This window comes from Teichococcus globiformis (assembly GCF_042646265.1).
GTDB classification, from domain to species: Bacteria; Pseudomonadota; Alphaproteobacteria; order Acetobacterales; family Acetobacteraceae; genus Pseudoroseomonas; species Pseudoroseomonas globiformis.
Genome location: NZ_JBHRTN010000018.1, coordinates 80,866 through 92,962, shown reverse-complemented (window position 1 = coordinate 92,962; position 12,097 = coordinate 80,866). Strand labels below are relative to the sequence as shown.

The following is a 12,097-nucleotide window of genomic DNA, read 5'->3' as shown; positions in this document are numbered from 1 at the left end:
TAGCGGATGGCGCCGGGGCCGGGCAAGCCGCCCGGTCCGTGATCCTTGAAGGCGATAAGGAAAGCTGAATGCCCGCACTCGACGGACCGCGCTGGGGACCCGGCAATGGCGGCGCGCCACGGATGATCGTGTTTCTGCTGCATGGCTACGGGGCCGACGGCAATGACCTGATCGAACTGGCGCCGCACTGGGGACAGGCGGTGCCGGAGGCCCTGTTCATCGCGCCGCATGCCCCCATGCCATGCGATGGCGGCCCCTACGGCCGCCAGTGGTTCAGCCTGGTGGACCGCAGCCCGGCCATGCTGCTTGCCGGAGCGCGAACAGCTCAGCCGCTGCTGGACGACGCGATCGCCGCGGAATGTGCCGCCGCCGCTCTGCCGGAAACGGCGGTCGCGCTGATGGGCTTCAGCCAGGGGGCGATGATGGCGCTGTTCGCCGGCTTGCGCCGCCCGGTGGCCCCAGCCGCCATTCTGGCCTTTTCCGGACGGATGATCGGACCCGAAGCCTTGGCGGCTGAGATCCGGTCGCGTCCGCCTGTGCTTGTGGTGCATGGCGAGGCCGACGAGGTCGTGCCGGCACAGTCGGGCCGTGATGCCGAGTCGGCCCTGCGTACGGCGCGGGTGCCGGTGGAGGCGCTCTACACGCCCGGCCTCGCGCATGGCATCGATGAGGCGGGGCTCGCTGCAGGAGCCCTGTTTTTGCAACGGGCCGCGGTGGGTCTCGCGCCGCAAGCGTGACGGCGCGATGAAACCCGCAGCCGCGGTTATTGCGCCCCTGATGTAAGGCTGGCATGAATCCTGCCGCACACCGGCGGCGCCACGATATCTGGGGCCTGACCGTCCGGGCCGGCCCCAGTTGTTGAGGCGCGCAGCTTGAAAGGAGCGGCGCTTGCCTGACGGGATGTTGATGGGTGGCCAGACAGGGTCCCATGGCGGGTCCCCGGGGGGCTACCCGGCCTTGGTGTTGAACGCGGATTTCCGTCCGCTCTCGTATTTTCCGCTGTCACTCTGGTCCTGGCAGGATGCGGTGAAGGCCGTTTACCTGGACCGTGTCTCCGTGCTGTCCGAATACGACACCGAGGCACGCTCGCCGCGACGCGCCATCCGACTGCCCAGCGTGATCGCGCTGAAGGAGTTCATTCCGGCGGCGCGCCGCCCGGCCTTCACCCGGTTCAACGTGTTTCTGCGCGATGGCTTCGCCTGCGTCTATTGCGGGCAACACCATCCGACACACGACCTGACCTTTGACCACGTGGTGCCGCGTTCCCGCGGCGGACGGACGAGCTGGGACAACGTCGTGACCGCCTGCGGCCCGTGCAATCTGCGCAAGGGCTCCAGGCTGCCACGCGAGATCCGCATGTTCCCCCGCAACACGCCGCGCCAGCCGACAAGCTGGGAGTTGCAGGAAAACGGCCGCAGCTTTCCGCCAAACTATCTTCATGAAAGCTGGCGCGACTATCTCTACTGGGACAGCGAATTGGAGAACTAGCTCCCTTCCGCCGGCAGGAAGGCTACAACCGCAGCAATGGACCCGTTGTCAGCGGCGGAGCAAAGCCCATGCCCGCCGCCTCTCCGGCGCCACGGATGGCCAGCATCACAGGAATGGCAACATCGACGAATTCGCCCAGCACGGCACGCGGGTCACGTGCACTTCCGGCCTGTTGTGAGAAGTGCATCATCACCAGCAATCCGGCCGTGGCCGTGGCGCAGCTTCGCTCGCGCAGCAGCGGTGTTCCCGGTCGCTGCGACAAGAAGTCGGCGCAGAGCAGAGAGCCATTCCGCCCGCTGTTCAGTGATGTTTCGAAATCCGGCCCGCGCCGCAACATTGCTCCGCTCTGCGCGCCGATGCTGGCCGAAAGCGCCAGGGCGCCGATCTGCGCCGCCTGCCGAACCGCAAGGGATTCGATGCCTTCCGGCAGATCTTCGCCCTCTGGCTGGCGCAGGATCAGGATCAGGCGCCGGCCGGGCGAGGCATAGGCCACGGCCAGTCCGTCCGGCAGTTGCAGCGGCTGCTCCAACTGGCGCCGCACCATGCCGGCAATGGTGTCCGGCAGATGGGCCGCCAGAGCGGCGGGGCGATCCTCGGGCTCCGGCAGGGCTTCCGCCACGGATGCAGGCGGAACCGGAGCCGCGCATGCCGTCATCAGCAGCGCCACGGAAAAAAGGGCGGCGCGCGCGAACAGGTGCATGACCGGAGAACCTGAAAAGGGCAGTCCACGGTAGCGGGTGGCCCGTGACGCTGTCATCCCCGCCTGCGTGCCGCACCCAGCGCCAGGCCTGCCAACCCCAGCGCATAGATCAGGTTCATGGCCGCCATGGACACGGGAATGCCCGGGATCAGAAAAGTGGCCTCGTCGCAGGGCTTTGCGGGACGTGCCTGCATTTCAGCCAGCATCTGCTCAACGGTTCTTGCCTGGCCGGCGCCGGGCGCGGCGCAGCCGGGAAGGGGCGAGGGCCACCACGCCGACTCCACGCCCACATGCACCACCGCCACGGCGGCGCCGAACAACAGGGCGGCGGCGCTCAGCCTCAGCATCCAGCGCCGGGGCAAGGCTAGCGACAGCAGGGCGAAACCTGCCGCCACCCAATAGGGCCAGCGTTGCCAAAGGCAGAGCAGGCACGGATTCAGCCCGCCCCAGCGCTCGGTGCCCAGGGCGAAAAGGGGCGCGGCGGCGGCCAGCACCGCGATCAGCAGCGGCATTCTGGGTTACTCGCGCAGCATGTGGTCCATGGAGCGGGAAGGTTCGGCGCAGCCGGCTTGCCCCACCACCTTGGCCGGCACGCCGGCCACCGTGCTGCCGGGCGGAACCGGCTTCAGCACCACGGAGCCGGAGGCTACGCGCGCGCAGGCACCGACCTCGATATTGCCCAGTACCTTGGCGCCCGCCCCGATCAGCACGCCGTGGCGGATCTTCGGGTGGCGGTCTCCGCCCTCCTTGCCGGTGCCGCCCAGTGTCACGCCCTGCAGAATGGAAACGTCGTCCTCCACCTCCGCCGTTTCACCGACCACCAGGCCCGTGGCGTGATCCAGAAAGATGCCGCTGCCGATGCGCACCGCCGGGTGAATGTCGGTCTGGAACACCACCGAGGCCCGTGATTGCAGCCACAACGCCATGTCGCGCCGGCCTTCCAGCCACAGCCTGTGTGCCAGACGGTGCGCGGTCAGGGCGTGGAAGCCTTTGTAGTACAGCAGCGGCTCCAGCGCCCGGCTGGTGGCGGGATCACGGTCCACCACAGCGACGATGTCGCGCCGGACCGCCTCGCGCAGCGCCGGGTCGTCCCAGAGGGCGCGCTCCATGCTGCGCCGGAGCAAGGCGTCGGGCAGGTCGGCATGGTCCAGCCGCGCCGTGACCCGGCCGGACAGGGCGGATTCCAGCGTGTCGTGCTGGAGAACGGCGGCATGAAGGAAGCCTGCAAGTTCCGGCTCCCGCTCGGCAGCGGCTTCGGCTTCCCGGCGGATGCGGCTCCAGACGGGGTCGAGCACCGGCTCCGTCATCCGCGTCGTGGCCGGGCTGGCCGCGCCGGGCTGGCTGTGGGGCAGGGGCTTGTTCATGCAGGCTCCTAGAGGCCGGGTGCCCGCCCGCCAGAGGGGCAGAAAGGTGGAACTTCAACCCCGAAGCTGGGCCTGCCGTCGAGCCGGGTCAAGCGCCGCCACCTATGGACCGACCGGCAACAGGCGCATACCGTCCAGCCTCGGCCGGAATGCCGAGGGGAGAGATGCCAATGACGCTGATCTGGGGGCGCACCAACAGCAGCAACGTGATGAAGTTGCTGTGGTTCTGCGCCGAGGCGGGGATCCCATACGAACGGCGGGATGCTGGCGGTACCTTCGGGCTGGTGGGCGATGACGCCTACAAGGCGATGAATCCCATGTCGCTGGTGCCGGTGCTGCAGGAGGCGGATGGCTGGGCGCTGTGGGAAAGCAACACCATCCTGCGCTACCTGGCTGCCGTGCAGGCCGGAACCGCCGCCGCTCTGTATCCTGCCGAGCCACGCCGAAGGGCAGGGATCGAGCGGTGGATGGACTGGCAGCTGGCACACCTGACCCCGCCTATGACCACCATTTTCTTTACCCATGTGCGCATTCCGGAAGCGGAGCGCGACTGGCCGGCCACGACGGCGGCGCTGGAGAAGGCGACAGGCCTGTGGCGGCTGCTGGATCGGCAATTGGCAGGGCGGCAGCATGTGGAGGGTGATTTCTCGCTCGCCGACATCGCCATCGGCATCTTCGTCCACCGCTGGTTTGCGCTGCCCGTGGAGCGGCCTGAACTGGCGCATCTGCGCGCATGGTATGACCGGCTTCTGGCGCGCCCGCATTATAGCCGCATCGTCGCCGTGCCAATGAGCTGAGGTGGCGCGCGCCGTCTGGCAATTGCGCGGCGCTTGTCGTATAGGGCGTCCGCCGGTTCCCGCAGGGGAACCCACCCGCGGGTGTGGTGGAATGGTAGACGCGGCGGACTCAAAATCCGCTTCTGGCAACAGAGTGTCGGTTCGAGTCCGACCACCCGCACCACCGTTTCCCATGTGCCGCCTTCATTGGTCCGGCACTGGGCATGCTCCCAGCCCGCTGCACCGTCCTCCACCTCGAGGTACGCCGCCAAGCGCCCGCGCCGGGACGAATTCGCGCCGTCCCCTTTTCCCCGCATCCAGCGATGGCCTCGCCACCATGGCGAGCCGCGAGGTTGCCGCCTGATCGCCGGCATGGCCTCACTGTATTCGGCCGGAACACCGTGCGAAGGACTTAACGGTCGGTCAGCCGCAACTCGATGCGCCTGTTGCGTGCAAAGGCATCGGTGCTGTCGCCGGCATCCAGCGGCTGGTTGTCGCCAAAAGCGGCGGCGGCGATGTGGTTGGCGGGCAGTCCCTCACCGATGAGGAACTGGCCGACAGCGATGGCCCGCGCCGCCGACAACTCCCAGTTCGAGGCATAGCGCCCGCCCGGCCGAACCGGCGATCGGTCCGCATGGCCATCGACGCGCAGGATCCAGGGCAGGTCGGCCGGAAAGCGCTGGCTGACCTCCTTGAGCACGACGGCCAGGGAGCGGAGTTGCGTCCGGCCGGCTTCCGACAGATCGGCGCCGCCGACGGGGAAAAGCACCTCGCCCTGGAACACGAACCGATCACCAACAACACGGATCTCGGGCCGTTCGCCCAGCACGTCGCGCAAACGTCCGAAAAAGTCGGACCGGTATCTCTGCAATTCCTCCACACGCGCGGCCAGGGCGGTGTTCAGCCGCTGTCCCAGGGCGGTGATCTGCGCTTCCTTGTCGCGCCCGGCCGCTTCCTCGGCGTCGAGCAGGCCGGCAATACGCGACAATTCGACGCGCAGCTCGGTCAACTGCCGGTTCAGCAATGCAATCTGCGCCTGCGAACTGTCGGCAAGTCGGGCCTGCTCGGTGCGCCCAGCCTCGGCCTGTTGCCGCGCGCGGCCTTCGGCCTCGGCTCGTGCCAGCGCCTCGGCAGCCTGGCGCTCCAGCTCGTCGCGCAGGGCCGCCAGGGCACGGATCTGCTCGGACAGGCGAGAAGCCTCCTGCACGTTGCTTTCGCGCTCCGCTTGCAGGGTCTGCCGGGCCTCGGTCAATTCCCGCACCGTCTGGGCATTGCCGCCGCCCAGCGCCTCGGCTCGCGCCTGCGCCTCGGCCAGACGTTGCTCCAGGCTGGCGATGCGGGAAGAGGCGCCGCCCGCCGATAGTTCGAGGTCCGCCAGCCGCGCCTGCAATCGGTCGCGCTCGTCACGCAAGGCAGCGCCTTCAGCGACCTGCCGGTCACGGGCGCCCCGCAATTCGCCAGCTTCCGCCTGCGCCGCATCGCGGGCGGCGGTGGCGAGGCGCAGCTCCTCGCTCAAACGGCCCAGGCTGGCGCGCAGCTCGTTGCCCTGGCCACGCTCCAGGGCCAGCAGGTCCGACAGTTCGGCCACCTGGCGGTCCAGCCGATCCAGCGCCTGATCGCGGGACGACAGTGTGACGGACAGGAAGCCCTGTGCCAGCACAAAGACCAGCAGCACGAATATGATGACCATCAGCAGCGTGGAAAGCGCGTCCACGTAGCCTGGCCAGGCATTCAGCCCCTCATCCTTCCGCCGGCGCAGCGCCATGCCTCAACGCCTCCTTGTGCCGGTTGGCTGGAGCCGGTGGACCAGGGCGCCGCTCAATGCGGGGTGTCCTCGGCCAGGGCGGCGATGGTGCGGGCCAGGACCTTGATCTCGGAACGGATCTCGGCGGTGGACTGGGCACGGCCCTGGGCCAGATCCTCCGTCAGCCGCGCCATATAGACCTCGAGGTTGCGCAAATGCGTGCGCGAGGCCTCGTCCAGCGCGCCATGCGCCTGGATATGGCCTTGCGCCTCAGCCAGTCGCTGCAAAGCCGGCACCAGGCCGCCCTGGTTCTCGGCGAAGCGCGCCATCTGTGCCTGCTGCGCCCGCATCTGGTCGGCCATGGTGGACAGCCGGTCGTTCAGGTTGTTCAGGGCCTGGGTGGTGGTGGCGCGGCCTTCCTCGCCGCGTGCGAGGATCGACTGGAGGTTTTCCAGGTTCTCGGCGGTCTGCTCCAGGAGCGCCTGCACATAAGCCGGCACCGAGCCGCTCATTTCCCCGTCGCCGCCGATGGCGCCGGAGGATAGGCGGGTGACGCCGGCCAGCCATTCCTCCAGCTCGCCGTAGAAGCGGCTCTGCGCCTGCCCGGCGGTGAGGTCGAGGAAGCCCAGCACCAGCGCGCCCGCCAGTCCCAGCATGGAGGAAGAAAACGCGATGCCCATGCCGCCCAGCGGCTGGGCCAACCCCGATTTGAGCTGGTTGAAGAGCTGGTTCAGGTCGCCCGAGCCGACCGACATGGTGTTGATCACCTCGGCCACCGAGCCGATGGTCAGGATCAGCCCCCAGAAGGTGCCGAGCAGGCCGAGAAAGATCGACAGCCCGGTCATGTAGCGCGACAGCTCCCGCCCCTCATCCATGCGCGCGGCGATGCCATCCAGCACGGAGCGCATGGCCGGAGCCGACAAAGCCAGCCGGTCGCCACGGCGGGTCGCGAACATCGAGGCCATGGGCGCCAGCAGGCGGGGCGCCGGGCGGTTCGGCGCGCCCACTGCGGCGCCGGGGCGCGCGGAGCGGAAGCCCTCCAGCCACTCCACCTCCGGCTTCAATCCCAGCACCTGCCGGATGTTCCAGACGATGCCCAGCAGCAGCACAGCCAGGATCACGCCGTTCAGGATCGGGTTGGCGGCAAAGGCGGTGATCAGCTGTCCCGACAGCACGGCGACAAGCACCAGCACCGCCGCCAGGAAGACGAGCATCCGCAACAGGAAATGGGTCGGGCGGGTCATGGCTGGCTCACGGTTGGCGGGTCGCGCCCGGCGGGCGCCGAGGCTGATCTTCGCCCCGTGCCGTGCCGCCCGGCAAGGGCTGGGCCGATTCCCCCGTGGTGGAGGCCGGCTTTCCGACGGGCGGCAGCAGGTCGATGCCATCCCGCGCCTCGGCCGTGCGCCCGAGGGGGCGGGTGTCGATGCGGGTGCCGTCGAGCCCGGCCGCCTCGAGCTGTCGCCGGATTGCCAGCCCGTGCGCCAGCGAATCGCGCCGTGCGGTGGAAAGATCGTCCTCCGGACCGGCCACCTGGGCGCTCAGCGTGACCCTGCCGGTGGTGGAGCGTGCCAGCCACCGGGCAATCTCGGACAGCGCGGTCTCGGCGGCGGCATCGATCTCGCCGCGGGCGAGCGCGCCGCTCAGGCGCCAGCCTCCGCCCGGAAGCGCTTCCATGCTGCGCGGCAGGGTGACGCCAGGCTGCGGCAGGCTGCCCGCCGGTTGCGGCGGCCGTTGCAGATCGGGCGGCGCCGGCGCGGAGGAAGCGGGGTCGGGAGGCAGGGACGACCCGCGCCGGCCGGCCTCTGCGGCATGGAGCGCGGCCGGATGCAGCAGCAGGGCCGCCAGGCAGAGCGCGGCGAAATGCGATGGAAGCGGCATGATGAGCAGCACCCTAGAGCAGATAGGGCGTCGGCGGAACGACCGGCGCCGGTTCCCCTGCGAGGGGGGCAAAGGGCGCCGCGGCGTCCCTCGGCTCAGCCTTCGCCGCGGACCCGGCTCACCGCAGCGATGCCGTCCTGCACCACCTCGCGCAGCTTGGGCTGCAGGTTCGGATTGCCGGAGACCACGTTGCCATTCGCGTAGCAATCGCCACCCTCGGGGTCGGTGGCATAGCCGCCGGCCTCGCGCAGAATGATCAGCCCAGCGGCCATGTCGTGCTGGGCGAGCCCCAGCTCCCAGTATCCATCGTAGCGCCCGGCGGCAGTCCAGCAGAGATCGAGGGCGGCGGAGCCCATGCGGCGCACACCCGCCACCTGCGGCATCAGCCGCGCCAGCGTCGCCGAGAACTCGGCCTTGCGCTGCACCTTGGCGAACGGGATGCCGGTGGCGAACACGGCGGACAGCATGTCGCGCCGGCCCGAGACGCGCAGGCGGCGGTCATTCAGGAAGGCGCCCATGCCCTTCTCGGCCCAGAACAGCTCGTCCGCAGCGGGGTTGTAAACCACGCCGGCCACGATCTCGCCGCTGTTCTCCCCGGTGCGCTTCTCGATGCCGACCGAGACGCACCAATGCGGGATGCCGTGCAGGAAGTTGGTGGTACCGTCCAGCGGATCGACCACCCAGCGCCATTCCCAGTCGGGACTGCCGCTCTCACCACCTTCCTCGCCCAGAAAGGCGAAGTTCGGGCGGGCGCGGCCAAGGTCGTTGCGCAGGGTTTCCTCGGCACGCAGATCGGCCTGGGACACGAAGTCACCCGGTCCCTTCATGCTGACCTGCAACTGCTCCACCTCGCCAAAATCGCGCAGCAGGCGGCGGCCGGCCTTCTGTGCGGCAGCGACCACGACGTTCAGGGCTGGGGAAAGGCGGGCGGAAGGGGCCACGGCGGGAACTCCGGTGCGGTCGGTCCGGGGCGCGCAGGCCCCGGCGGGATCAGGTGCGGGCCGGCGGCATGGCGGAATGCACCGCCAGCCACGTCAGGCTTCAAACAGCGGCGCGGCGGGCCGGATGGGCGGCCGCCACGGGTTCGGGCGGCGCCTTCGGGCCCCGCCATCGATCAGGGGTCAGCTCAACCCTTGGCGCGCTCGACGTAGGAGCCATCCTCGGTCTTCACCACGATGCGCTCGCCTGCAGTGATGAAGGGCGGCACCATGGTCTTGGCGCCATTCGACAGCACGGCCGGCTTGTAGGAGGAGGAGGCGGTCTGCCCCTTCACCACCGGGTCCGCCTCGGCGACCTCCAGCGTCACCTGCTGCGGCAGGTCCATGCCCACCGGGTCGCCCTCGATGAGCTTGACGTTGACCTTCATGTTCTCCTCCAGGAAGGGCAGGCGGTCGCCCAGGATGGAGGTTGGCACCATGGTCTGCTCGAAGGTTTCGGGGTCCATCAGCACCAGGTTCTCGCCATCAGCGTAGGAGTAGGTGAACTCCTTGTCCTCGGTGGTCAGGCGCTCGACAGTGTCGGCGGTACGCCAGCGCTCGTCTTTCTTGGAGCCGGTCTTGATGTCGCGCATCTCGACCTGGATGAAGGCGCCGCCCTTGCCCGGGGTGATGATCTGGATCTTCAGCACGGTCCAGCGACGGCCCTCATACTCGATGACCTGACCGGGGCGCATGAGATTGGCCTGCTGCTTCATGGGCGGGGCACCTGTCTGTTCGGGACGCTTGAAGGAACGCGGTATGGCCGCGCCCCAGGAACCCAGGGCCGGCCGGCGGCGCGGTTTAGCGTGCGGACCCCGCAGGAGCAATGGCGGCGCGGCATGGCTCCCCCGCCGCCGAGTGACAGCCTACTGTGCAAGGCCGCCGAACAGCGCGGTCATTGCCATGAACAGCACGCCGCCCACCAGGAAGCCCACCAGCGTTCCGTTGAGCCGGACGAATTGCAGGTCCCGCCCGACCCGCAGCTCGATCTTGTCCACCACCGTCGCCGTGTCCCAGCGTGCGACCACATCGGCGATAAAGCCGGCAATGCGGGTCTGGGTGGCCGGCAGGGCGCCCCGCAGCATCCGCTCCACACCCTGGTTCAGCCGGGCCCGGGCCGAGGCGTCCTCCTCCAGCAGCGTGCCCAGATTGCCGAACAGCCCGCCGAGCAGCGCGGCTCCGCGCCCCTCCGGCCGCGCCGCATCTTCCGCCAGGGACGCCTTCAGCCGGTCCCAGACATCGAGCAGCCACACATTCACCGTGGGGTGCGCCAGAGCCTGCCGCAGCGCCGCGCCCACCGCCGCGGCGCGGTCAGGGTCGTTCTCCAGCCGGTCGATCTCTGTGCGCAGCCAGGCGTCGAAGGCCGCGCGCAGATTGCTGTCGCCGGGTTCAACCTTGTCCAGCTCGGCATTGATGCTGGCCAGGATGCGGCGGGCCACCGCGCCGCCGGCCAGCCAGCCGACCAGCGAGCCGCCCTCGGCGCGCACCCGCGCCTGGATGGCGCCGCGCAGATCCTCCTCCTTGGCGGCCAGCAGGATCTTCATCTGCGCCAGGGCCAGCCCGAACACCGCCTGGTGCTGCCCGCCCGCCATCATGGTGCGCAGGGTACGGGCCAGCATACGGGCCGCAGCGGGGCCGGACACCATGCGCGGCAGCAAGCGCAGCAGCAACCTGCGGGTGCGGCCATCCTCCAGCGAGGTGAGAAGCCGCGGCAGCTGCCGGGCCAGCGCCTCGGCGGCCGGACGGGTGGTCTCCGGGTCGGACAGCACTCGGCGGAGGATGCCGGCGAGGTCGATCTTCTCCAGCAGCCGCGCCAACTCGGCCTCGGTCAGCACATGGTTGGCGACGAAGCGCCCGAGGCCGCGCCCCAGCCTTTCCTTCTGGCGAGGAATGATGGCGGTGTGCGGGATTGGCAGTCCGAGCGGGCGGCGGAACAGCGCCGTCACCGCGAACCAGTCGGCAATGCCGCCGACCAGCCCGGCCTTGGCCGAGGCCTGCAGCACATCGGTCCAGTACCCGCCCGGCAGCGCATAGGCCCCCAGCATCAGGCCGGCCATCAGCACCAGCAGGCCGGAAGCCACGGCACGGTAGCGGGAAAGGGTGCGGCGCTGATCGGCCTCGGGGTCCGGCCAGACTGGCGGGGGAGGCGGCGGGGAGGAGGGGGTCATGCCATGCATCAGCGCCAAGTTAGGGTCTGGCCGGCCGCCGTGGGAGCGTGCGAGCGTGAAAAAGCCGCGTCAGCCATGCGGGCGGGATGCTTGAGCCGCGCCCGGCGTATGTTATTTCATATCGCCATGAGCATCCGTCCCGGCTTTTCACTTCGCGATCCCCTGGTCCTGGCGGCCGGCGCCGGGTCGCGGCTGGCGCTGGCCGCGTTGCTGTTGGCTGCGCTGTGGGGCGGCGTCGCATGGGCGCTCGCGGCATGAGCGTCAATGCCCCCATCACCCTTAGCAACGTGACGCTGACGCATGGGCGGCATCCGGCGGTGCACCATGTGTCGGGCGTGTTCGCCCCCGGCAGCCTGACGGCGATCGCCGGCCCCAACGGCGCCGGCAAATCCACCCTGCTGCGGGCCATCGCCGGACTGCACAAGGTGCAGGAGGGCTGCCTCCACGCACCTCGCGGCGCCATGGCCCTGCTGCCCCAGGCGGCGGCAATGGACCGGCAGTTCCCCGTTTCCTGCCTTGATGTGGTGCAGCTCGGCCATTGGCCGCGGGCCGGAGCCTTCCGGGCGCTGCGCCCGGCCGAGCGGCATCAATCCGAGGCCGCGCTCGCCACCGTGGGGCTGGACGGCTTTGGCCGCCGGCCGGTCGGCAGCCTTTCCGCCGGGCAATTCCAGCGCGTGCTGTTCGCTCGGCTGTTGGTGCAGGACGCGCCGGTGATCCTGCTGGACGAGCCGTTCAACGCGGTGGATGCGCGCACCGCCACCGACCTGCTGGCGCTGGTGCGACGCTGGCACGGGGAAGGGCGGACGGTGCTGGCGGTGCTTCACGACCTGGACCTGATCCGCGCCGAATTCCCCGAGACCCTTCTGCTGGCGCGCGAGCCTGTGGGCTGGGGTCCGACCGCGGAAGTGTTGTCCGCGGCCAATCGACTGCGGGCGCGCATGATGTCAGAGGCGTGGGACGAAGCCGCCCCCGCCTGCGATCGGGCAGCGTGAATCCGGGCGT

14 protein-coding genes and 1 tRNA gene are annotated in these 12,097 nt (G+C 69.6%); 6 read left to right on the top strand and 9 right to left on the bottom strand.

Annotated features, from left to right (window positions below; all coding sequences use genetic code 11):
* The first annotated feature begins 68 nt into the window (after positions 1-68).
* Together ACFOD4_RS14650 and ACFOD4_RS14645 are read left to right on the top strand one after the other, a co-directional pair.
* Positions 69-737: an alpha/beta hydrolase gene (locus ACFOD4_RS14650; protein WP_379597549.1), complete on the top strand. Its 669-nt coding sequence runs from the start codon at positions 69-71 to the stop codon at positions 735-737.
* 169 nt (positions 738-906) lie between these two features.
* On the top strand, positions 907-1,488 hold the full coding sequence (locus tag ACFOD4_RS14645) for an HNH endonuclease (RefSeq protein WP_379598860.1): 582 nt from the start codon (positions 907-909) through the stop codon (positions 1,486-1,488).
* 22 nt (positions 1,489-1,510) lie between these two features.
* Here ACFOD4_RS14645 and ACFOD4_RS14640 read toward each other — a convergent pair whose 3' ends face one another.
* Genes ACFOD4_RS14640 through cysE form a run of 3 tightly spaced genes read right to left on the bottom strand, consistent with a single transcriptional unit; the run spans position 1,511 to position 3,552 of the window.
* Positions 1,511-2,188, bottom strand: a complete 678-nt coding sequence (locus tag ACFOD4_RS14640; RefSeq protein ID WP_379597547.1) for a hypothetical protein — start codon at positions 2,186-2,188, stop codon at positions 1,511-1,513.
* Positions 2,189-2,241: 53 nt separating this feature from the next.
* Positions 2,242-2,700 carry a disulfide bond formation protein B gene (locus ACFOD4_RS14635; RefSeq protein ID WP_379597545.1) on the bottom strand — a complete coding sequence of 153 codons (459 nt, stop codon included), beginning with the start codon at positions 2,698-2,700 and terminating at the stop codon, positions 2,242-2,244.
* A gap of 6 nt (positions 2,701-2,706) precedes the next feature.
* Positions 2,707-3,552, bottom strand: a complete 846-nt coding sequence (cysE, locus tag ACFOD4_RS14630; protein ID WP_456316897.1) for a serine O-acetyltransferase — start codon at positions 3,550-3,552, stop codon at positions 2,707-2,709.
* 170 nt (positions 3,553-3,722) lie between these two features.
* On the opposite strand from cysE, the gene ACFOD4_RS14625 reads away from it, so the two are divergent.
* Positions 3,723-4,349 carry a glutathione S-transferase family protein gene (locus tag ACFOD4_RS14625; RefSeq protein WP_379597543.1) on the top strand — a complete coding sequence of 209 codons (627 nt, stop codon included), beginning with the start codon at positions 3,723-3,725 and terminating at the stop codon, positions 4,347-4,349.
* Positions 4,350-4,426: 77 nt separating this feature from the next.
* Positions 4,427-4,512 (top strand) — tRNA-Leu (locus ACFOD4_RS14620).
* Positions 4,513-4,740: 228 nt separating this feature from the next.
* Here the strand turns inward: ACFOD4_RS14620 and ACFOD4_RS14615 are convergent.
* The 6 genes from ACFOD4_RS14615 to ACFOD4_RS14590 form a co-directional block, all read right to left on the bottom strand.
* A complete protein-coding gene (locus tag ACFOD4_RS14615) occupies positions 4,741-6,093 on the bottom strand; it encodes a peptidoglycan -binding protein (RefSeq protein WP_379597541.1) in 1,353 nt (450 codons plus the stop codon).
* 53 nt (positions 6,094-6,146) lie between these two features.
* On the bottom strand, positions 6,147-7,316 hold the full coding sequence (locus ACFOD4_RS14610) for a flagellar motor protein MotA (protein WP_379597539.1): 1,170 nt from the start codon (positions 7,314-7,316) through the stop codon (positions 6,147-6,149).
* Positions 7,317-7,323: 7 nt separating this feature from the next.
* Positions 7,324-7,950: a hypothetical protein gene (locus ACFOD4_RS14605; RefSeq protein WP_379597537.1), complete on the bottom strand. Its 627-nt coding sequence runs from the start codon at positions 7,948-7,950 to the stop codon at positions 7,324-7,326.
* Between the two features lie 95 nt (positions 7,951-8,045).
* Positions 8,046-8,891 (bottom strand): inositol monophosphatase family protein, encoded by an 846-nt coding sequence (locus ACFOD4_RS14600; protein ID WP_379597535.1) that lies wholly within the window; start codon positions 8,889-8,891, stop codon positions 8,046-8,048.
* A gap of 185 nt (positions 8,892-9,076) precedes the next feature.
* Positions 9,077-9,643 (bottom strand): elongation factor P, encoded by a 567-nt coding sequence (gene efp / locus ACFOD4_RS14595; RefSeq protein WP_379597533.1) that lies wholly within the window; start codon positions 9,641-9,643, stop codon positions 9,077-9,079.
* Positions 9,644-9,793: 150 nt separating this feature from the next.
* Entirely contained in the window at positions 9,794-11,095 is a 1,302-nt protein-coding gene (locus ACFOD4_RS14590; RefSeq protein ID WP_379597531.1) for a DUF445 domain-containing protein, read from the bottom strand.
* A 126-nt stretch (positions 11,096-11,221) separates the two neighbouring features.
* Here ACFOD4_RS14590 and ACFOD4_RS14585 point away from each other — a divergent pair, with 126 nt between their 5' ends.
* The gene (locus tag ACFOD4_RS14585) at positions 11,222-11,353 is read left to right on the top strand and encodes a hypothetical protein (RefSeq protein WP_379597529.1); all 132 of its coding nucleotides are present in this window, start codon (positions 11,222-11,224) and stop codon (positions 11,351-11,353) included.
* Positions 11,350-12,087 carry a metal ABC transporter ATP-binding protein gene (locus ACFOD4_RS14580; protein WP_379597527.1) on the top strand — a complete coding sequence of 246 codons (738 nt, stop codon included), beginning with the start codon at positions 11,350-11,352 and terminating at the stop codon, positions 12,085-12,087. Before ACFOD4_RS14585 ends, ACFOD4_RS14580 begins: the two co-directional genes overlap by 4 nt.
* The last annotated feature ends 10 nt before the right edge of the window (positions 12,088-12,097 follow it).

Coding starts and splice junctions, on each gene's coding strand:
- ACFOD4_RS14625 (WP_379597543.1), top strand. CDS start 3,723: ATGACGCTGATCTGGGGGCGCACCAACAGCAGCAACGTGATGAAGTTG.
- efp (WP_379597533.1), bottom strand. CDS start 9,643: ATGAAGCAGCAGGCCAATCTCATGCGCCCCGGTCAGGTCATCGAGTAT.
- ACFOD4_RS14650 (WP_379597549.1), top strand. CDS start 69: ATGCCCGCACTCGACGGACCGCGCTGGGGACCCGGCAATGGCGGCGCG.
- ACFOD4_RS14610 (WP_379597539.1), bottom strand. CDS start 7,316: ATGACCCGCCCGACCCATTTCCTGTTGCGGATGCTCGTCTTCCTGGCG.
- ACFOD4_RS14580 (WP_379597527.1), top strand. CDS start 11,350: ATGAGCGTCAATGCCCCCATCACCCTTAGCAACGTGACGCTGACGCAT.
- ACFOD4_RS14605 (WP_379597537.1), bottom strand. CDS start 7,950: ATGCCGCTTCCATCGCATTTCGCCGCGCTCTGCCTGGCGGCCCTGCTG.
- cysE (WP_456316897.1), bottom strand. CDS start 3,552: ATGAACAAGCCCCTGCCCCACAGCCAGCCCGGCGCGGCCAGCCCGGCC.
- ACFOD4_RS14645 (WP_379598860.1), top strand. CDS start 907: ATGGGTGGCCAGACAGGGTCCCATGGCGGGTCCCCGGGGGGCTACCCG.
- ACFOD4_RS14640 (WP_379597547.1), bottom strand. CDS start 2,188: ATGCACCTGTTCGCGCGCGCCGCCCTTTTTTCCGTGGCGCTGCTGATG.
- ACFOD4_RS14615 (WP_379597541.1), bottom strand. CDS start 6,093: ATGGCGCTGCGCCGGCGGAAGGATGAGGGGCTGAATGCCTGGCCAGGC.
- ACFOD4_RS14585 (WP_379597529.1), top strand. CDS start 11,222: ATGAGCATCCGTCCCGGCTTTTCACTTCGCGATCCCCTGGTCCTGGCG.
- ACFOD4_RS14590 (WP_379597531.1), bottom strand. CDS start 11,095: ATGACCCCCTCCTCCCCGCCGCCTCCCCCGCCAGTCTGGCCGGACCCC.
- ACFOD4_RS14635 (WP_379597545.1), bottom strand. CDS start 2,700: ATGCCGCTGCTGATCGCGGTGCTGGCCGCCGCCGCGCCCCTTTTCGCC.